Raw genomic sequence first — 17,238 nt, forward strand, 5'->3', positions numbered from 1 at the left:
TCTTGCCCATGTTCCACCCGACACCCGGACCGGCGACGCGCCGGCCGCCATGGGGGCGGCCTGCGTTTTGGAACATGAGGACAATCAATGTTTGATCACCACAAGGTAGAACTCAACTGGGGCGGCCAGCCGCTGACCCTGGAAACGGGCAAGGTTGCCCGCCAGGCTGATGGCGCCGTGCTCGCCACCCTGGGCGAGACCGTGGTTCTCGCCACTGCCGTGTCGGCCAAGGAACCCAAGGTCGGCATCGACTTCTTCCCCCTGACCGTCAACTATCAGGAAAAATTCTTCGCCGCCGGCAAGATCCCGGGCGGCTACTTCAAGCGCGAAGGGCGCCCGACCGAAGCGGAAACCCTGACCTCGCGCCTGATTGACCGGCCGATCCGTCCGCTCTTCCCCAAGGGCTACAAGCACGAGACCCAGGTCGTCATCACCGTTCTCCAGCACGACATGGAAAACGAACCCGACATTCTTGCCATGGTTGCCGCCTCCGCGGCCCTGACCATTTCGGGCATTCCCTTCATGGGCCCGATCGGCGCTGCCCGCGTCGGCTATATCGATGGCGAATATGTGCTCAACACCCCGATCGACCAGCGTGGCGATTCCAAGCTCGACCTGACCGTCGCCGGCACCCAGGACGCCGTCCTGATGGTTGAATCCGAGGCCCAGGAGCTGTCCGAGGACATCATGCTCGGCGCCGTCATGTTCGGCCATCGCGAGATGCAGAAGGTGATCGAGGCGATCATCAAGCTCGCCGAACTGGCCGCCAAGGAACCGCGCGAATTCCAGCCAGAGGATCTCTCGGCGCTCGAAGAAAAGATGCTCGGCATCGTCGAAAACGATCTGCGCGCTGCCTATCAGATCACCGACAAGCAGGAACGCTACGACGCCGTCGACGCCGCCAAGGCCAAGGTCAAGGAAGCCCTGCTGCCTGAGGGCGAGGAAGAGCCTGAATTCACCGGTGAACAGGTGAACGCGGTCTTCAAGTCGCTTCAGGCCAAGATCGTGCGCTGGAACATCCTCGACACCAAGAAGCGCATTGACGGCCGCGACCTCGACCAGGTCCGCCCGATCGTTGCCGAAGTCGGCGTTCTGCCCCGCACCCATGGTTCGGCCCTGTTCACCCGCGGTGAAACCCAGGCGCTGGTTGTGGCCACCCTTGGCACCGGCGACGACGAACAGTTCGTCGATTCGCTCGAGGGCACCTACAAGCAGAACTTCATGCTGCATTACAACTTCCCGCCCTATTCGGTCGGTGAAGCGGGCCGCATGGGCGGTGCCTCGCGCCGCGAGATCGGCCACGGCAAGCTGGCCTGGCGCGCCATCAACCCGGTCCGTCCGGGCACCGAGGAATTCCCCTACACCCTGCGTGTGGTGTCCGAGATCACCGAATCCAACGGCTCGTCCTCCATGGCGACCGTGTGCGGCACCTCGCTGGCGCTGATGGATGCCGGTGTGCCCATGCCGCGTGCCGTCTCCGGTATTGCGATGGGCCTCATCCTCGAAGGCGAAAAATTCGCCGTGCTCTCCGATATTCTCGGGGACGAGGATCACCTCGGCGACATGGACTTCAAGGTGGCCGGCACCGCTGGCGGCATCACCTCGCTGCAGATGGACATCAAGATCGCCGGCATCACCGAGGAGATCATGAAGATCGCCCTCGAACAGGCCAATGGCGGCCGCATCCACATCCTGGAAGAGATGGCCAAGGCCATCGACACCGCCCGTGATGAGGTTGGCGAGTTCGCTCCGCGCATTGAAACCATCAACATCCCGACCGACAAGATCCGCGAAGTGATCGGCACCGGCGGCAAGGTCATCCGCGAGATCGTCGAAAAGACGGGCGCCAAGATCGACATCGCCGACGATGGCACCATCAAGGTCGCTTCTTCGGACGGCAAGTCGATCGAAGCCGCCATCAAGTGGATCAAGTCGATCACCGACGAGCCGGAAGTGGGCGAGATCTACCAGGGCACCGTCGTCAAGACCGTCGATTTCGGCGCCTTCGTCAATTTCTTCGGCGCCCGCGATGGCCTTGTGCACATCTCCCAGCTCACCGATGGCCGGGTCGCCAAGACCACCGACGTGATCAAGGAAGGCGACAAGGTCTGGGTCAAGCTGATGGGCTTTGACGAGCGCGGCAAGGTCCGCCTGTCGATGAAGGTCGTCGATCAGGAGACCGGCAAGGAAATCAAGAAGGACGAAGACGACGACTGATCGTCTCTCCCTTTCTGGACTGCAGAAGGCCCGGGGCGCTGCCCCGGGCCTTTTTCTTTGATTTCAAGCCTTTGCGCGTTTCCCGCTGCAGCGATGCGAAAAAAATCAAAAAATCCTGGTGTCACTGTCGATCTGTTCGAACCCCGTTCGACGTGATTGTGTAAGGGCATTGTCGAGCCGGGCCATGAGGGTTCCCGCATCAATGCCCGGTCATGAGGAGAGTGACATGCGTTACATGATGATGGTGATGGGCGATGCCGATTTCGAGGCCGGCAAACCCGCCTCGGACGAATTGCAGGCCCTGATGGGCGAATATATCGGACGGATGGCTGCAGAAGGCATTTTCGTCGATGGCGCCGGGCTCATGCCCTCGAGCCAGGGCTTCAAGGCCCATGCCCGCAATGGCGAGATTTCCATCACCGATGGCCCCTTCACCGAGGCCAAGGAGATCATCGGCGGCTACGCGATCGTCGATGTCAGGGACGAAGCCCATGCCCGCGAGGTCGTGCGCGAATTCATCGGGCTGCACACCCGGACCGGCTACACCGACGTCACCTGCGAGATCCGCCGCATGGAAGACGTCCCCGCCGCCGAATAATTGTTCGCGCCGCCGCCCTGAGGCGCGCGGCCATCAAGGAGAAACAGCATGCGTTTCATGGTCATCGTCAAGGCATCGCCGGAGTCCGAAGCCGGCATCATGCCCTCCCAGGAAGATCTCCTGGCCATGGGGAAATACAATGAGGAGCTCGTCAAAGCCGGCATCATGATCGACGGCGCCGGCCTGCACCCCAGCTCGAAAGGCGTCCGAATCCACATCGAGAATGGCAAGTCCTCGGTCATCGACGGTCCGTTCGCCGAAACCAAGGAGCTGATCGCCGGCTACTGGCTGTGGCAATGCGAAAGCCTCGCCGAGGCCACCGAATGGGCCCGCCGCTGTCCCGGCGATTCGGCATCGTCGGGCTTCAATATCGAGATCCGGCAGCTTTTCGAACTCGAGGATTTCGGTGATGGGGAGGGTGTCGATCAGCATCACAAGGTTGCCGACCAGCTCGCCGAGCGCGGCTAGGCATATCAGGCGGCCCGGGCATTGCGTCCGGGCCGGCCTGGTTCGCTCGAACCCAAGGCGGAACGCTTATGCGTCTTCCAGAAACGCCTCGGCGAAACCGTTCTGGTCCGACCCCGTATAGGTCCCGTTCAACAGGATCGACATGAACTGGTGCGGCCTGTCGACCCGGTTGTATTTGATCGGGCAGTGCTCCACCCCGGCCGGCACATAGATCGCGCAGGTGGTGTCGATCAGGTAGTTGTGCCCGTCGAGAAACACTTCCGCTTCCCCGTGCAGATTGTCGATATCGTCCGGATCCGTGCCGATGAAGAACAGGATCTCGTCGACGTCATGGGTATGCGTGTCGATATAGGGGTTGGGGGTCGGGATCTCGAAAATCCAGCCCGCATCGATATGCATCTTGGCGCCGGGAATGAAGTTGGCGCTCGAAAAGATGCGGTCCTTGGTCTTGCCGCCGCGCTTGTCATTGCCCGACATCATCGCGCCGAACGGCAGATCCTCGAAACGCGGACTGCGGATGATATACTTTTCAAAATCTCCCTTGGCCATATTGCCCAATTCCTTGTTCACTTGATGCGTTAAACCAAACCCGAAAGCGTTGATTCCTCGGGCAAAGGAAACCTAGCTTAGCTGAATTTAATTGTATATACAAAAAGACAATGAACGTCTGACTTTGCGTCCCGCGCGGCTGGGCGGCGCTACGAAAGCCCGAGCCAGCCCGGATGCTGGGTGACCAGCCACAACACACCCGTGAGGGTGAAAAACGAGACGATCACGGTCACGAACAGGATCGCCGCGCACATGTCCTGCCGCCCGAACTGGGCGCCGAAGATCGGGAACACTGCAAACATCGGCACCGCGGCGAACAACAGCGCGGCGGTGGCATAGTCCGCCGGCAGACCGGGCCACAGCCAGATGCCGATCAGCACCACCATTGGGTGCAGGAACAGCTTGCCGATCACCCCCTGGCCCACATCGGCGCCGAGCCGGCGCACTTCGAGCGAAGCCAGCGTGCCCCCGACATAAATCAGCGACAGCGCCCCGGCCGCATCCGCCAGACGGTTGGCCGCATCGAGCACCGGGCCAGGCAGCGTCAGCCCGAAATAGGAAGATCCCGCGCCGAGCACGATGGCGATGATCAGCGGGCTGCGCGCCAGCCGCTTGACGGTATCGACCACCAACCGCCCGAACGCGACCTTGCCGGCTTGCCCCGCCGCACCGAGGGCCAGCGCCAGCGGAATGATGAAGGCGTTCTCGATGAAGATATTGAGCGCCATCACGATGGCCGCGGTCGGCGCACCGACCACCAGCAGCGCCAGCGGATAGCCGATGAACCCGCTATTGGAGGTGGCGCTCCCCAGCGCCAGCATTGCCGATCCCTCGAGCGGCTGGCGCCGCACAAGACGCGCGAACAGGAGCGCGATCATGAAGCAGGCGATCGAGCCGAGCCCGTAAACGCCGACATAATCGAGGTTGAGAATGTCGGAGAAACGGCTGCCCGACAGCGCCAGGAACACCAGCACCGGCAACGCCAGATGCAACACGAAGGCGCCGAACACCCGCACGTCCTGCTTTCGCAAGAACCCGGTGCGCACGCAGCCGAATCCCACCCCGATCAGGATGAACAGCGGCAGGATGATCGCGATGATGTCGAGCATGGTGGGCCGGGGGGTTGGAGCGCGCGCCGGGCGGCATCAGCGGGTGGGCGTTGCCTCGCTGCCCCGCTCGGGCAGAACCCGGTGCGGCGGCTGATGCCCGTCCAGGAAGGTGCGGATATTGACGATGACCGTTTCACCGGTCTCGACGCGGCTTTCGAGCGTTGCCGAGGCCATATGGGTGGTCAGAACCACCTTGTGCCGACGTGCCAGCGCCAGGAGCCGGGGATCGACGCCGCGCTTGTGTTCGAACACATCGAGCGCTGCCCCACTCAGATGACCCGCCTCGATCGCCTCGATCAGCGCGGCTTCATCAACCAGTTCGGGCCGCGCGATATTGACCAGATAGGCGCCCTGTTTCATCCGAGAGATCCGCTCGGCATTGAGGATATGCCTCGTGCCCGCATTGAGAGGGGTGTGCAGGGTCACGATATCGACTTCGGCAAGCATATCGTCGAGCGAGGACCAGTAGCGGGCGCCGAGTTGCGCTTCGAGCGGCTCCGGTTTTCGCTCGCGTCCGAAATAATGGATCGACAGGCCAAAGGCCCGCGCCCGCCGCGCCACCGCCGTGCCGATCCGCCCGAGCCCGACAATCCCGAGCGATTTGCCGCCAAGCCGCCGCCCCAGCATCCAGGTGGGTGACCATCCGGCCCAGGTGCCGTCCTTCAGCAGGACCTGCGCCCCCTCGATGATCCGGCGCGGCACCGCCACGATCAGCGCCATGGTCATGTCGGCGGTATCGTCGGTCAGCACAGAAGGCGTGTTGGTAACGGTGATCCCGCGCCGTGCCGCGGCATCGATATCGATATTGTCATAACCATTGCCGAACTGGGCGATCAGGCGCACATCGGGACCAAGCCGGCCAATGGTCTCCGCATCCAGCGTGTCGGTGATCGCCGAGACCAGCACATCACAATGGGCGGTGCGCTCGACCAGTTCATCGGCGCTCAAGGGGATGTCGACATCGTTGAACCGCACATCGAAAAGCGCCTGCATGCGCGTTTCCACCGGTTCGGGCAGCCGCCGGGTGACCACCACCCTTGTGCGCGTGTCGAAACCAGTCTGTTCAGTCATCCCGTCGCCTTCTTCAACGACCATTAAGGTCTTCGGGCGTAAGTGTTAGAGCAAGTCAGGCAGCATGGCAAAGATATGAGGGCAATGAGCAAATCGGGGCATCGCATCGCCGCAATCTTGATGCTCGTGATGCTCGCCATCACGGCTCTGACGCCCGCTGTCACCACCCCGGCTTTCGCCCAGACATCGGGCACCTCCGGCCTGCCGCTGCCGCGATTCGCCTCCCTGCGCGCCAATGAGATCAATGTCCGTGTCGGCCCCGGCCAGCGTTTCGACGTCGCCTGGGTCTATGTCCAGTCTGGCCTGCCGGTCGAGATCATCCAGGAATACGACAATTGGCGGAAGATCCGCGATCATGAGGGCGCCGAGGGCTGGATTCACAAGAACCTGCTGAGCGGCGAGCGCACCGCGCTGGTCGCGCCCTGGGCCCGCGACACCCAGGAATCGCTCAAGGCCCGGCCCGATATGGCCGCTGCCGCCCGCGCCTTTGTCGGGCCCATGGTGCTGGTGCACCTTCGCAAATGCGAAGGCGGCTGGTGCGATGTCTCCGGCTCCTACACGCCACAGGGCAGCGCCCAGAAGAATTTCGGCGGCTGGATCGAGCAGGACAAGCTCTGGGGCGTCTATCCCGACGAGGAAATCGACTAGCCCGCCTCATTCCCCGCCGTCATCCCGAACCAGCCCGCCGGCTTGAGGCAATCAGCCCGCCGGCCTGAGGGAGTGAGAAGCGGTTGGGCAAAGCCCAAGCCAAGGCTCCGGTGGAGCCTTGGCAGCGCACGAACACCCTGAGAGTGAGGAGCGGTCGGGCAACGCCTGATCCAAAGGTCCGGTGGACCTTTGGAAGCGAAGGAACGCCTTGAGAGCTATGCTCGAAAGGCCGTTCGAAGGGTTGAACAGCTGCAATCACCGCGCTGTCCCGGACCAGCCCGCCGGCGCGAGGCAAGCAGAGAGCCGGGACCTCTGCCAGGCTGGCACGGGTTTCACCTCTCCCTTGGGGGAGAGGTCGATCCGAAGGATCGGGTGAGGGGGCCTCTACTGGGCATGAAGAGCATCCATGATGAGATGTCGCGCTGAAACCTGTCGTAATCCTGCACAACCGTTGAACCCGTTGCAGCGCCTCATGGACCCTCGGATCAAGTCCGAGGGTGACGAGGTGGGTGGTCGACGGTTGCCGATGCTCATCAACGCCCTCACCCCGAGCCCTCATGGTGAGCTTGTCGAACCACAAAGGGCGAGGGCGGAATGTGACAGCGACTGTGATCTGCCTTTCCCTCCCCCTTGCGGGGAGGGACGTTGAGCAGGATTTGGCTTGCCAAATCCGTTGCGAGACAGGGTGGGGGTGACACCGGATGTGACTGGAACTTTCTTTGACCCCCCCAACCGGTTCGCTGCGCTCACCACCTTCGTCATGCTCGGGCTCGACCCGAGCATCCATGATGAGATGCTTTGCGGGTACCGCTCGTGACTGGTCAGTACCGCTGCGCCACATGCGATGCCTCATGGACCCTCGGATCAAGTCCGAGGGTGACGAGGGAGTTGGAGCAGCCTCTTTCGAAAAACTTATCCCCACCCACACTACCTCTCTTATCATCCACCTACCTGCCGGCACGGAGCGAGGATGCATACGAGCCTTCCGCCGGAAAGGGTCCGGGTTCCATGAGGGTCGCCTCAGGGAAGGCCAAAACTGCGCCGGAGCCGGCTGCCGTCAAGGCGGCGGTGTACTCTCGAAAGAGAGCGGGGATTGACCCCAGCCCGTTGCCGCAGTCCAAGCCCAAAACCCCGGATGAGTGGGACGCGGTGCGCCTCGCTTCTATTAGTTTACGGATGAGACGTTCCGCGTCCCACTCCCGCTCTGCTTTTTGAAACCTCGGAGGTTAAAGCCTGCCGGGCGCTTTGGGGTGAACGCTTGCACCCATACCGCGCTGTCCCGGCCAGCCCTCCGGCGCGAGGCAAGGAGAGAGCCGGGACCTCGTTAGAAATGATCTTGGCCCCGGATCAAGTCCGGGGCGGCCCGAAATACCTGGCGAGGGAAAAGGAGGACGAGAGAGGGCGCAGCCCGAATGAGGACCCCGGCGCACTTTTGCGCCGCGGCGTCGCAGGCGCAGCGGAGGTCACAGCGACCAGCGTCGTGACCGGAGCGGTGCGCGCCGTGAGACAAAGAGAGAGCCGGGACTTCCTGTAAAGTCGTCTAGGCCCCGGATCAGCCCCCCGGGCGTGAGGCAAAAGGCGTCCGGGGCGGCCCGTGGGATAGAAACCCTCACTCTGAGCCCTCACCCTGAGCTTGTCCCAGGACAAGCGCACAACGGGCTACAGCCCGTCGCAGAGATCGGGGCAGCATGCCGGCACTGGTCGGAAATCGAGGCCTAGGGCCGGCGGCGCACGCGGACGACCACGTCGACATGGGTGACTTCCATGCCCTTGGGGGCTTCGGGAAGCCCTTTGACGACGATGGAATTGGCTGGGATATCCATCACCCGCTGTTCGTCTTCGATGAAGAAATGGTGGTGGTCCGAGGTGTCGGTATCGAAATAGGATCGCGCGGCATCAACGGTCACTTCCCGCAGGAGCCCGGCGGTCTTGAACTGGCGCAGGGTATTATAGACCGTCGCCAGCGACACCGGCACGCCGTCATCTTCCGCTTCGCCATGCAGTTGCTCGGCGCTGACATGGCGGTGTCCACCGCCGAACAACAGTTCGGCCAGCGCCACGCGCTGCTTGGTCGGGCGCAACCCGGCCATCCGCAGCACCGCCGTCAAACAGGGGCGACGCGAAGGCGGAAACCGGTTCAGCCGGTCGGAAATGCTCATCGGGCCGGTCTTGCTGGCCGGGCCGGATCTTGTCGGCGATTTGGAGCGCTCAGTCACGAATTGCGATTCTGGTCCAGAAGTGGGTTTGGTCAGACTATAGTGTGCCCTTGAGGCCTGCTCAAGCGATGGACTGCGACATAGTAACCGGGATTTGCCCGGTTTTGCAGGTGGTCTGCGCTGTTGACACAGCTGTGAAGGCTTTGTCCAGTGGTGTGTGACGCTCACAACGAGGCAAGAGCGAAGACATGCGTGAAGGCTTGGCGGTCTGCGAAGGCTTGGCGGTCCATCACAAAAGGTGTTATTGACCCGCGCACTTGCCGCGCATCCACCCGCGAGGACCAATGACGGAAACCCACCAGCGCCCGGCCGACAGGCTGCACTCCTACTCCTACGAGCAGCTTCTCGAAAGCGGGCACGGCACATTGTTCGGCAAGGGTTATGCCCAGCTGCCGCTCCCGCCGATGCTGATGTTCGACCGCATCACCGAAATCCACGACGAAGGCGGCCCTTACAACAAGGGCTATGTGCGCGCCGAACTCGATGTGAACCCCGATCTGTGGTTCTTCAAGTGTCATTTTGAGGGCGACCCGGTGATGCCGGGCTGTCTGGGGCTTGACGCGCTGTGGCAGATGACGGGATTCTTCCTGTGCTGGTCCGGCTCGCCCGGCGCCGGCCGTGCCCTTGGCGGGGACATCAAGTTCACCGGTCAGATCACCAATGACGTCAAGCGCGTCGAATACGGGATCGATCTGAAACGGGTCATGCGTGCCCGCCTGGTGCTCGGCATCGCTGATGGTTGGGTCAAGGCCGACGGAGAAACCGTCTATGAAGCGCATGGATTGCGGGTTGGCCTGTTCACCGATGTGTAATGCCGGCACAGGCGGACACGTTTTGAGTTCACGATATAACCGAACAAGGGGCGCCATATGAGACGCGCTGTCGTTACGGGTATGGGCATCGTTTCCTCGATCGGCAATACGGTCGACGAGGTCACCGAAAGCCTCAAAAACGCTAAATCGGGCATATCCTTTGCCCCCGAATATGCCGAGCTCGGCTTCCGCTGCCAGGTGCACGGCAAACCCGATCTCGACCCCTTCGAGGGCATAGATCGCCGCGCGGTGCGGTTCATGGGGCCGGGTACCGCCTGGAACTACACCGCCATGGAACAGGCGATTGCCGATTCGGGACTCGAGGAAAAAGACATCAAGAACCCGCGCACCGGGATCGTGATGGGCTCGGGCGGCCCCTCGACCTCGGCGATCGTGGCCGCGGCCGACATCACCCGCGAAAAAGGCCCCAAGCGCATCGGTCCCTTTGCGGTGCCCAAGGCCATGTGCTCGACTGCCTCGGCGACCCTGGCCACCCATTACGGCATTCTGGGCGTCAACTATTCCATCTCCTCGGCCTGTGCGACCTCGGTCCACTGCATCGGCAATGCCTATGAGCAGATCCAGCTCGGCAAGCAGGATGTGGTTTTCGCAGGCGGCTCGGAAGAGCTCGACTGGACCCTGTCGAACCTGTTCGACGCCATGGGCGCCATGTCGACCAAATATAACGACACCCCCGACACGGCCTCGCGCGCCTATGACGCCACCCGCGACGGTTTCGTGATCGCCGGCGGTGCCGGGGTTCTGGTGGTCGAGGAACTCGAACACGCCAAGGCCCGCGGCGCCACCATCTATGCCGAGATCATCGGCTATGGTGCCACCTCCGATGGCTATGACATGGTCGCCCCCTCGGGCGAAGGCGCCGCGCGCTGCATGCGCCAGGCCCTCGACACCGTGTCGATGCCCATCGACTATGTGAATCCGCATGCGACTTCGACCCCCGTCGGCGACCGGGCCGAGATCCAGGCGTTGCGCGAGGTCTTCGGCAATGAGGACAAATGCCCGCCGCTTTCGGCCACCAAGTCCCTCACCGGACATTCGCTGGGCGCGACCGGGGTGCAAGAATCGATCTATTCGATCCTGATGATGCGCAACCGTTTCATGTGCGAAAGCGCGCATATCACCGAGATCGATCCCGATTTCGCCGATATGCCGATCCTGCGTGAACGCCGGGACGATGTGGATCTCGGAGCGGTGCTGACGAACTCCTTCGGCTTTGGCGGCACCAATGCGACCCTGGTGTTCAAGAACCCCGACGCCTGAGCCCGGAAAGCATGCCCTCGGGCTTGACCCGGGGGTGGATACCGGTTTCCGGAAAAGCTCAGGCGAAAAAGAGTTCTGAGCCCGGAAATCTTGTCCCCGGGCATGACTGGGGACGTTAGCCTTTGCGGGCGTAGCGAAACTCGGAGAACCGGGCCGACAGCCCGTCATAGACCATGAGCCGGCCAAACAGTGGTTCGCCCGTGCCGGTGATGAGCTTGATCGCCTCCATCGCCATCAGCGTGCCGATCACACCCGCGACCGGACCGAGCACGCCGACCTCTTCGCAGGCCGGCAGGCTGTCGGGCGAGGGGGTCTCGGGGTAAAGGTCCGTGAAACGCGGCAAGAGTCTGCCCTGAGCATCGGTCGAGTATGGGGCCAGGACGGTCAGCGTGCCGTCATAAAGCGTGATGGCGCCCGAGATCAGCGGGACCTTCAACGTCTCACAGGCCTGGGCCACCGCCTCACGGGTCTCGAAACTGTCCGAACCATCGAGCACCAGGTCGACACGGCCCAGCAGCGCTTGCGCATTGGACCGATCGAGCCGCTTCGTAACCGGCTCGACCTCGACATGGTCATTGAGGTCGCTGGCAAAACGAGCGCCTGATTCGGCCTTGCCTGTGCCGGTGTCCCGGCTGCGGTGGATCACCTGCCGCTGAAGATTGGAGAGACTGACCGTGTCATCGTCGATCAGCCGGATATGCCCGATCCCGGCGGCGGTGAGGTAGGCTAGCGCCGGACTGCCGAGCCCGCCCGCGCCGACAAGCGCGATGCGCGCGGATCTGAGCTTTTGCTGGCCGGCCCCGCCTATGCCCTTGAGGACGATATGGCGGGCATAGCGCCGGGTTTCCTCTGTCGAGAGGGCCATCAGTCTTCAGCAAATACCGCGCCCAGAGGCACGGCAATGAACCGCCGGTCGACCCCCTCGAAACCGAAGGCATAGACCGAGACGATGGCGACGCCATGGGCAAGGTCATAATTCTCGAATGGCACCAGGACCGCGTAGGGTCGGTAATCGCGTACGCAGCCGCGCGATTTGGGCACGCTGGCGTCGCGGCTCACTTCGAGATCGCCTTGCCCGTCATCGATCAGAAGTGCGAAGCCCTTGGGCAGTTCGCCAAGAATGTCCTCACAGAACTCTGCTCCCGGGGCCGGGAAGATCTCGAGAGAAATCTGGTAGTCACCATGCATGGCGCCCGGTGAGGAAAATGTCGGCACGCCGAAATCGAGCGTCATCTCGTTGACTTCGGGTTCCCCATCGCCATTCATCGCAATCGTGAAGGCGGGGCGCACGATCCCGCGCGCATCGAGCGCATCGGCGGCCTTGTCCCGGTTCTCGGTGCGGATGACATGCAGCGGCGTTTCCCATTCCTCTTCGCTGGCCTGGGTACGGAAAGGGCCGTCGGCCCAGATATCCAGTTTCAGATCGATCACATAGATCGAGGAATAGGGCGAGCCGGTGCCGTCCTGGGTTCCGAATTCCTCGAAGGCGAAATAGCGCCCGTCATCGGAATAGCCCAGCGCCTCGAACAGCGCGCGCTCGGCGGCGAAGGCCTGGGATGTGGCAAGGACGAAAGCAAGAAGGCCGGTGATCAAGCGGAGCATGTTTGAGTACCTTCAATGGATTAGACGCCAGTCGAGCCAAACCCGCCCGCGCCGCGCGCCGTGTCTTCAAGATCTGTGACCGGCGATAGTGTCACCGCCATGACCGGGGCGATCACCATCTGTGCAATGCGCTCGCCACGCTGGACGGTGAATGGCGCCGCGCCGTGATTGATCAGGATCACCTTGATCTCGCCGCGATAATCCGCGTCGATCGTTCCGGGTGAATTGAGTACCGTCACCCCGTGCTTGGCGGCGAGCCCGGAGCGGGGCCGCACCTGCGCTTCATAACCCTCGGGCAGGGCAATCGCGATCCCTGTGGGGATGAGCGCGTAACCGCCCGGCTGCAGGGTAAGCGGAGTGTCTTCGCCCACCGCGGCCCGCAGGTCGAGCCCGGCAGCGCCGCTCGAAGCCTGTGCGGGCGGGGTGAGGCCCCGCCCGTGTTCAAGCGTGATGAAGGGGACCGTCAGACCCATTCTTGCGATCCCCTTGTCGCGTTAAGGAAGCTGGATGACAGCGTAGGCGTCTTCCGGCACATCGACTTCGCCATTCATCATGTCGACGAACGGAATGGTCAGCGTGGCCCGGGATCCGTCCTCGGAAAGCTCCATATTGGTCTCGAGGATTTCCCCACCCGAAACCGAGATTGACAGGTTCTTGCCTTCGAACATCGAGGCCATCATCGCCTGCATCTGGGGGTCGTCGCCGGCGTCTTCACCCATCGAGGCGGCCAGGTCGCCGGTTGGGAAGTTGACGCGGACCTTGCCGCCGCCCAGGTCTTCGATGCTCGGGGTCTCTTCTTCAGGATCGCTCGATTCGAAGATCTCGGCGAAGGTGCCTTCCTTCACATCGACGCACTGGACGTTGTCTTCATTCTCAACGATTTCGCCCTCGTCGCAGAAATCGCTGTCATCCTGGGACGAGATCATCTGGTAGGTCTGGGAATCGACCGTCATGGTCATGGTCGCCTTGCCGGTCTCCGCCGTCAGGATCTCGATATCCATGTCGACATCCATACAGGCCGCAAGTGTGCCGGCCAGGAGCGTGATCCCGGCGAGCCGGGCGAGATGTGAGAATTTCATCGGTTGCAGTCCTCTTCTCTAGCGCCCGAAATGGCTCGCTATTCTGGCCGCAAGTCTATGGCCGACCTTCGATTTCGGCAAGCTCGGCCAGGGCTCCGCGCCGCTTTCGGTTAAGAGAATCACACTGTTCTCGGGCCCGCCAAAGGTGCCGCTTTGCGCGCTCACATCATTGGCAAGGATCCAGTCGCACCCCTTGGTTTTCCGCTTGCGGGCGGCATTGGCTTCAAGATTCTCGGTCTCTGCGGCAAACCCGATCACGAGGCGGGGCCGCTGATCGCCTTGGCTCAGCCCGGCCAGGATATCGGGATTGGCGGTGAGCTCGAGCGTCGGCGGGGTGCCATCGGGCGTCTTCTTGAGCTTCTGGTCATGGGCTTCGGCCATGCGCCAGTCGGCGACCGCTGCCACGCAGACGGCAAAATCCGCAGGCAAGGCGTCTTGCACCGCCGCATCCATCTCCAGCGCCGTCTCGACCTCGATGATTCGGCAGCCTGCGGGCCGCGGCGCCTTGGCGGGACCGGTGACGAACACGACCTCGGCCCCTTCGGCGATGAGAGCCTTGGCAATGGCCGTGCCCTGCCGGCCTGACGACTCGTTGGAGATATAGCGGACCGGATCAATCCATTCGCGGGTCGGCCCAGACGTCACCACGGCCTTGAGGCCCTTGAGCCGGCCCCGTGCGGCCTTGGCATCGAAATGCGCGGTAATCGCCTCAAGAATCGCCTGCGGTTCCGCCATGCGACCGGGGCCGAATTCGCCACAGGCCATATCGCCTTCATCCGGTCCCACAACATGCACGCCATCGGATCGCAGCTGCGCAACATTGCGCCGGGTCGCCGGGGCCTCCCACATGCGCACATTCATCGCAGGGGCGATCATAATCTCGGTGTCGGTGGCGAGCACCGTGGTCGATGCCAGGTCGTCGGCATGGCCCTGCGCCATCTTGGCGAGAAAGTCGGCGCTTGCCGGTGCGACGACGATCAGGTCCGCCGAGCGCGACAACTCGATATGCCCGATCTCGGCCTCGCGGGTCAGGTCGAACAACTCGGTCAGCGCCGCGTGACCGGCCAGCGTGCCGATCGACAAGGGGGTGACGAATTCGGTCGCGGCCCGGGTCAGGATGGGTTGCACGGTGCCGCCAGCCTTCTGGATCAGCCGGGTCAGCTCGAGCGCCTTGTAGGCGGCGATCCCGCCCGTCACGATCAAAAGCACATGCTTGCCCGCAATGCCTGTCATGTCAGCACCGTCTTGAGTGCGGCCAGAAGCAATAGGACAAGTGTGATAACGGTCAGCCCGGCGAACCAGCCACGCAGATAGACCGGCGGCGGCGCCCGGCGCTGGGCTTCGGCTTCTTCGAGCATGGCCTCGTAGCGCGAAATGAGCTGTGGCAGCTTGCGCGCCGCCTCGCCGACATCGCGCAGCGTGTCTGCGGCCTTCTCGATCATGCCGGCGGGCCCGAGCTGACGCCGCACCCAGGGGCCGACCACGGGTTCCGCGGTGGTCCAGAAATCGACATTGGGGTCGATATGCCGGGCAACGCCTTCGACCAGCACCATGGTCTTTTGCAGAAGGACAAGCTCGGTGCGCGTCTTCATGTCGAACAGCTCGGTGACTTCGAAGAGCTGCGCCAGCACCCGTGCCATCGAGATCTCGCTTGCCTTGCGGCCATGCAGCGGCTCACCGATGGCCCTCAGCGCCTGGGCGAAATCCTCGACATCGTGGTGGTCGGGCACATAGCCGATATCGATGTGCAGTTGCGCGATGCGGCGATAGGAGCGGGTGATGAAGCCGTAAAGCACTTCGGCGAGAAAGCGCTGCTCGGTCTTGCCGATCCGCCCCATGATCCCGAAATCCACCGCCCTGATGGTGCCTGTGCTCGCTTCGACGAACAGGTTCCCCGGATGCATGTCGGCGTGAAAGAATCCGTCCTCGATGGCATGGCGCAGGAAATGCTGCAGCAATTCGCGCGCCAGCTCCGGCCGGTCGATGGCCGCGGCATCGAGCGCGTCATTATCGCGGATCGGAATGCCGTCGAACCATTCGGTCACCAGCACATTGCGTGCCGTGTGCTGCCAAAAGGGTTTGGGCACGGCGAACCCGTCATGCCCTTCGATATTCTCGGCCATTTGCGACATCGCGGCGGCCTCGAGCCGGAGGTCCATTTCAAGCACGGCCGTGCGTTCGAGGGTCAGAGCGGTATCGACAGGCCGCAACCGCCGCGAGGGCTTGGAAAACCGTTCGGCCAGTTTGGCCAGCGTCATCACCGCCTCGAGGTCACGCCGGAACCGATCTTCGATGTCAGGCCGCAACAATTTGACCGCCACTGTGACGGATGCGCCATCGCCATTGACCAGCACCGCCTTGTGCACCTGGGCAATCGAGGCAGCGGCAATCGGCTCGGAAATCTCGGTGAGCTGAGCGGCAGCGGTTTCGCCCAGCGCCTTGTTGAGCATGCCGGGCACCAGTTTCGGGTCGAAGGGCGGCATCCGGTCCTGCAGGCCGCTAAGGTCTTCGGCGATGGCGGGCCCGACAATATCGGGCCGCGTGCCCAGCAATTGCCCCAGCTTCACATAAGTCGGTCCGAGCCGCTCAAGTGCTCGGGCGAGCCTTTCGACCCGACCGGTCTTTCTCACGCTGCGCCGTTCGATGAGGCGGGCAAAACCGATCATCCGGCGAGCGCCCGCCGGCAAATCCTGACCTTCGGTGATGGCGAATGCGCCTTCGCGGGCGAGCACATAGCCGGCCCTTGCGATGCGCCAGATGGCAGACAAACCCACGCCCAGCGTCCTTAGAGTTTCCAGCCCGCATGCAGCGCGGCGATGTTTCCCGACATGGGTGTATGCGTCACCCGCTTGAACCCGGCCTTCTCGATCATTGCGGTAAAGGCCGCGGGCTCAGGAAATTTGCGGATGCTCTCGACGAGATAGACATAGCTCTCCTTGTCGCCGGTCACCGTCTGGCCGATCCGCGGGATCACCTCATCGGAAAAGACCTTGTAGACCTCATCGAGCACCGGCATGTCGGGCTTGGAAAACTCAAGGCAGAGGAACCGGCCTCCGCGCTTGAGAACCCGATGGGCTTCGGCGAGTGCCTTGTCGATGCGCGGCACGTTCCGGATCCCGAAGGCAATCGTATAGGCGTCGAAGCTTTCGTCTTCGAAAGGCAGTTCCTCGGCATTGGCCTCGACGAACTCGGCCCCTGCGCCGAAGCGCCACTCCTTTGCCCGCTCGCGCCCCACTGCCAGCATGCCCGAATTGATGTCGGACACCGTGACCTTGGCGAAGCCGTGCGAGGCGTTGAGGATGCGTTCGGCGATATCCCCGGTGCCGCCCGCCATATCGAGAACGCGGTATTCGCGCGAGCCGCTGCGGGGCGGCGCCAGCCGGGCGACCATGGCGTCTTTCCAGAGCCGGTGCACCATGCCGCTCATCAGATCGTTCATCAGATCATAGCGGTTTGCGACCGAGTGGAAGACCGCGTTGACAAGGCCCTGCTTGTCCTCTAGCGCAACATCCTTGTTGCCGAAATGGGTGGTTTCAGTCTCTGTCATGGCGCCTTTATGGGGTGATTGCCGCCGGTTGGGCCGGCGCG

At 62.8% G+C, this 17,238-nt stretch carries 17 protein-coding genes; 6 read left to right on the forward strand and 11 right to left on the reverse strand.

Annotation, left to right across the window (positions count from 1 at the left end; genetic code table 11):
• The first annotated feature begins 87 nt into the window (after nt 1–87).
• From pnp to G489_RS0107670, 3 genes are all read left to right on the forward strand, one after another.
• The gene (gene pnp, locus G489_RS0107660) at nt 88–2,217 is read left to right on the forward strand and encodes a polyribonucleotide nucleotidyltransferase (protein ID WP_029041050.1); all 2,130 of its coding nucleotides are present in this window, start codon (nt 88–90) and stop codon (nt 2,215–2,217) included.
• 226 nt (nt 2,218–2,443) lie between these two features.
• The gene (locus G489_RS19565) at nt 2,444–2,815 is read left to right on the forward strand and encodes a YciI family protein (RefSeq protein WP_051332410.1); all 372 of its coding nucleotides are present in this window, start codon (nt 2,444–2,446) and stop codon (nt 2,813–2,815) included.
• Between the two features lie 48 nt (nt 2,816–2,863).
• Nucleotides 2,864–3,283, forward strand: coding sequence for a YciI family protein (locus G489_RS0107670; protein WP_029041051.1), 420 nt, complete (start codon nt 2,864–2,866; stop codon nt 3,281–3,283).
• A gap of 66 nt (nt 3,284–3,349) precedes the next feature.
• On the opposite strand, the gene G489_RS21710 is transcribed toward G489_RS0107670, so the two are convergent.
• The 3 genes from G489_RS21710 to G489_RS0107685 form a co-directional block, all read right to left on the reverse strand.
• Nucleotides 3,350–3,832 carry a cupin domain-containing protein gene (locus tag G489_RS21710; RefSeq protein WP_051332411.1) on the reverse strand — a complete coding sequence of 161 codons (483 nt, stop codon included), beginning with the start codon at nt 3,830–3,832 and terminating at the stop codon, nt 3,350–3,352.
• A gap of 149 nt (nt 3,833–3,981) precedes the next feature.
• Nucleotides 3,982–4,941: an AEC family transporter gene (locus G489_RS0107680; protein WP_029041052.1), complete on the reverse strand. Its 960-nt coding sequence runs from the start codon at nt 4,939–4,941 to the stop codon at nt 3,982–3,984.
• Between the two features lie 36 nt (nt 4,942–4,977).
• Complete coding sequence (locus G489_RS0107685; RefSeq protein WP_051332426.1) at nt 4,978–6,012, reverse strand: 2-hydroxyacid dehydrogenase; 1,035 nt, start codon at nt 6,010–6,012, stop codon at nt 4,978–4,980.
• A gap of 84 nt (nt 6,013–6,096) precedes the next feature.
• Between G489_RS0107685 and G489_RS0107690 the strand changes: the two genes are divergently transcribed.
• On the forward strand, nt 6,097–6,660 hold the full coding sequence (locus tag G489_RS0107690) for an SH3 domain-containing protein (protein WP_029041054.1): 564 nt from the start codon (nt 6,097–6,099) through the stop codon (nt 6,658–6,660).
• A 1,715-nt stretch (nt 6,661–8,375) separates the two neighbouring features.
• On the opposite strand, the gene irrA is transcribed toward G489_RS0107690, so the two are convergent.
• Complete coding sequence (irrA, locus tag G489_RS0107705) at nt 8,376–8,819, reverse strand: iron response transcriptional regulator IrrA (RefSeq protein WP_081691455.1); 444 nt, start codon at nt 8,817–8,819, stop codon at nt 8,376–8,378.
• Nucleotides 8,820–9,160: 341 nt separating this feature from the next.
• Here irrA and fabA point away from each other — a divergent pair, with 341 nt between their 5' ends.
• On the forward strand, nt 9,161–9,688 hold the full coding sequence (fabA, locus tag G489_RS0107710) for a 3-hydroxyacyl-[acyl-carrier-protein] dehydratase FabA (protein ID WP_035871975.1): 528 nt from the start codon (nt 9,161–9,163) through the stop codon (nt 9,686–9,688).
• 57 nt (nt 9,689–9,745) lie between these two features.
• On the forward strand, nt 9,746–10,969 hold the full coding sequence (gene fabB / locus G489_RS0107715) for a beta-ketoacyl-ACP synthase I (protein ID WP_029041058.1): 1,224 nt from the start codon (nt 9,746–9,748) through the stop codon (nt 10,967–10,969).
• Between the two features lie 115 nt (nt 10,970–11,084).
• Here the strand turns inward: fabB and G489_RS0107720 are convergent, their stop codons facing one another.
• The 7 genes from G489_RS0107720 to ubiE are packed head-to-tail and all read right to left on the reverse strand — an operon-like array spanning nt 11,085 to nt 17,197.
• A complete protein-coding gene (locus G489_RS0107720; RefSeq protein WP_029041059.1) occupies nt 11,085–11,834 on the reverse strand; it encodes a HesA/MoeB/ThiF family protein in 750 nt (249 codons plus the stop codon).
• Nucleotides 11,834–12,571: a DUF2259 domain-containing protein gene (locus G489_RS21715; RefSeq protein WP_051332412.1), complete on the reverse strand. Its 738-nt coding sequence runs from the start codon at nt 12,569–12,571 to the stop codon at nt 11,834–11,836. Before G489_RS21715 ends, G489_RS0107720 begins: the two co-directional genes overlap by 1 nt.
• Before the next feature lie 20 nt (nt 12,572–12,591).
• Nucleotides 12,592–13,044, reverse strand: a complete 453-nt coding sequence (dut, locus tag G489_RS0107730) for a dUTP diphosphatase (RefSeq protein WP_035871978.1) — start codon at nt 13,042–13,044, stop codon at nt 12,592–12,594.
• A gap of 21 nt (nt 13,045–13,065) precedes the next feature.
• Entirely contained in the window at nt 13,066–13,650 is a 585-nt protein-coding gene (locus G489_RS0107735) for a hypothetical protein (RefSeq protein WP_029041061.1), read from the reverse strand.
• Between the two features lie 18 nt (nt 13,651–13,668).
• Complete coding sequence (gene coaBC / locus G489_RS0107740; protein WP_029041062.1) at nt 13,669–14,883, reverse strand: bifunctional phosphopantothenoylcysteine decarboxylase/phosphopantothenate--cysteine ligase CoaBC; 1,215 nt, start codon at nt 14,881–14,883, stop codon at nt 13,669–13,671.
• Nucleotides 14,880–16,424 (reverse strand): 2-polyprenylphenol 6-hydroxylase, encoded by a 1,545-nt coding sequence (gene ubiB, locus G489_RS0107745; protein WP_029041063.1) that lies wholly within the window; start codon nt 16,422–16,424, stop codon nt 14,880–14,882. Before ubiB ends, coaBC begins: the two co-directional genes overlap by 4 nt.
• 11 nt (nt 16,425–16,435) lie before the next feature.
• On the reverse strand, nt 16,436–17,197 hold the full coding sequence (gene ubiE / locus G489_RS0107750; protein ID WP_029041064.1) for a bifunctional demethylmenaquinone methyltransferase/2-methoxy-6-polyprenyl-1,4-benzoquinol methylase UbiE: 762 nt from the start codon (nt 17,195–17,197) through the stop codon (nt 16,436–16,438).
• Nucleotides 17,198–17,238 lie beyond the last annotated feature (41 nt).

Source organism: Cucumibacter marinus DSM 18995, assembly GCF_000429865.1.
GTDB lineage: Bacteria > Pseudomonadota > Alphaproteobacteria > Rhizobiales > Devosiaceae > Cucumibacter > Cucumibacter marinus.

What these genes read in the sequence shown, in the direction of transcription:
- coaBC (WP_029041062.1), bottom strand. Translation starts at nt 14,883, where the DNA reads ATGACAGGCATTGCGGGCAAGCATGTGCTTTTGATCGTGACGGGCGGG.
- G489_RS21710 (WP_051332411.1), bottom strand. Translation starts at nt 3,832, where the DNA reads ATGGCCAAGGGAGATTTTGAAAAGTATATCATCCGCAGTCCGCGTTTC.
- irrA (WP_081691455.1), bottom strand. Translation starts at nt 8,819, where the DNA reads ATGAGCATTTCCGACCGGCTGAACCGGTTTCCGCCTTCGCGTCGCCCC.
- G489_RS19565 (WP_051332410.1), top strand. Translation starts at nt 2,444, where the DNA reads ATGCGTTACATGATGATGGTGATGGGCGATGCCGATTTCGAGGCCGGC.
- G489_RS21715 (WP_051332412.1), bottom strand. Translation starts at nt 12,571, where the DNA reads ATGCTCCGCTTGATCACCGGCCTTCTTGCTTTCGTCCTTGCCACATCC.
- G489_RS0107670 (WP_029041051.1), top strand. Translation starts at nt 2,864, where the DNA reads ATGCGTTTCATGGTCATCGTCAAGGCATCGCCGGAGTCCGAAGCCGGC.
- G489_RS0107720 (WP_029041059.1), bottom strand. Translation starts at nt 11,834, where the DNA reads ATGGCCCTCTCGACAGAGGAAACCCGGCGCTATGCCCGCCATATCGTC.
- G489_RS0107690 (WP_029041054.1), top strand. Translation starts at nt 6,097, where the DNA reads ATGAGCAAATCGGGGCATCGCATCGCCGCAATCTTGATGCTCGTGATG.
- fabA (WP_035871975.1), top strand. Translation starts at nt 9,161, where the DNA reads ATGACGGAAACCCACCAGCGCCCGGCCGACAGGCTGCACTCCTACTCC.
- pnp (WP_029041050.1), top strand. Translation starts at nt 88, where the DNA reads ATGTTTGATCACCACAAGGTAGAACTCAACTGGGGCGGCCAGCCGCTG.
- fabB (WP_029041058.1), top strand. Translation starts at nt 9,746, where the DNA reads ATGAGACGCGCTGTCGTTACGGGTATGGGCATCGTTTCCTCGATCGGC.
- G489_RS0107680 (WP_029041052.1), bottom strand. Translation starts at nt 4,941, where the DNA reads ATGCTCGACATCATCGCGATCATCCTGCCGCTGTTCATCCTGATCGGG.
- dut (WP_035871978.1), bottom strand. Translation starts at nt 13,044, where the DNA reads ATGGGTCTGACGGTCCCCTTCATCACGCTTGAACACGGGCGGGGCCTC.
- G489_RS0107685 (WP_051332426.1), bottom strand. Translation starts at nt 6,012, where the DNA reads ATGACTGAACAGACTGGTTTCGACACGCGCACAAGGGTGGTGGTCACC.
- G489_RS0107735 (WP_029041061.1), bottom strand. Translation starts at nt 13,650, where the DNA reads ATGAAATTCTCACATCTCGCCCGGCTCGCCGGGATCACGCTCCTGGCC.
- ubiE (WP_029041064.1), bottom strand. Translation starts at nt 17,197, where the DNA reads ATGACAGAGACTGAAACCACCCATTTCGGCAACAAGGATGTTGCGCTA.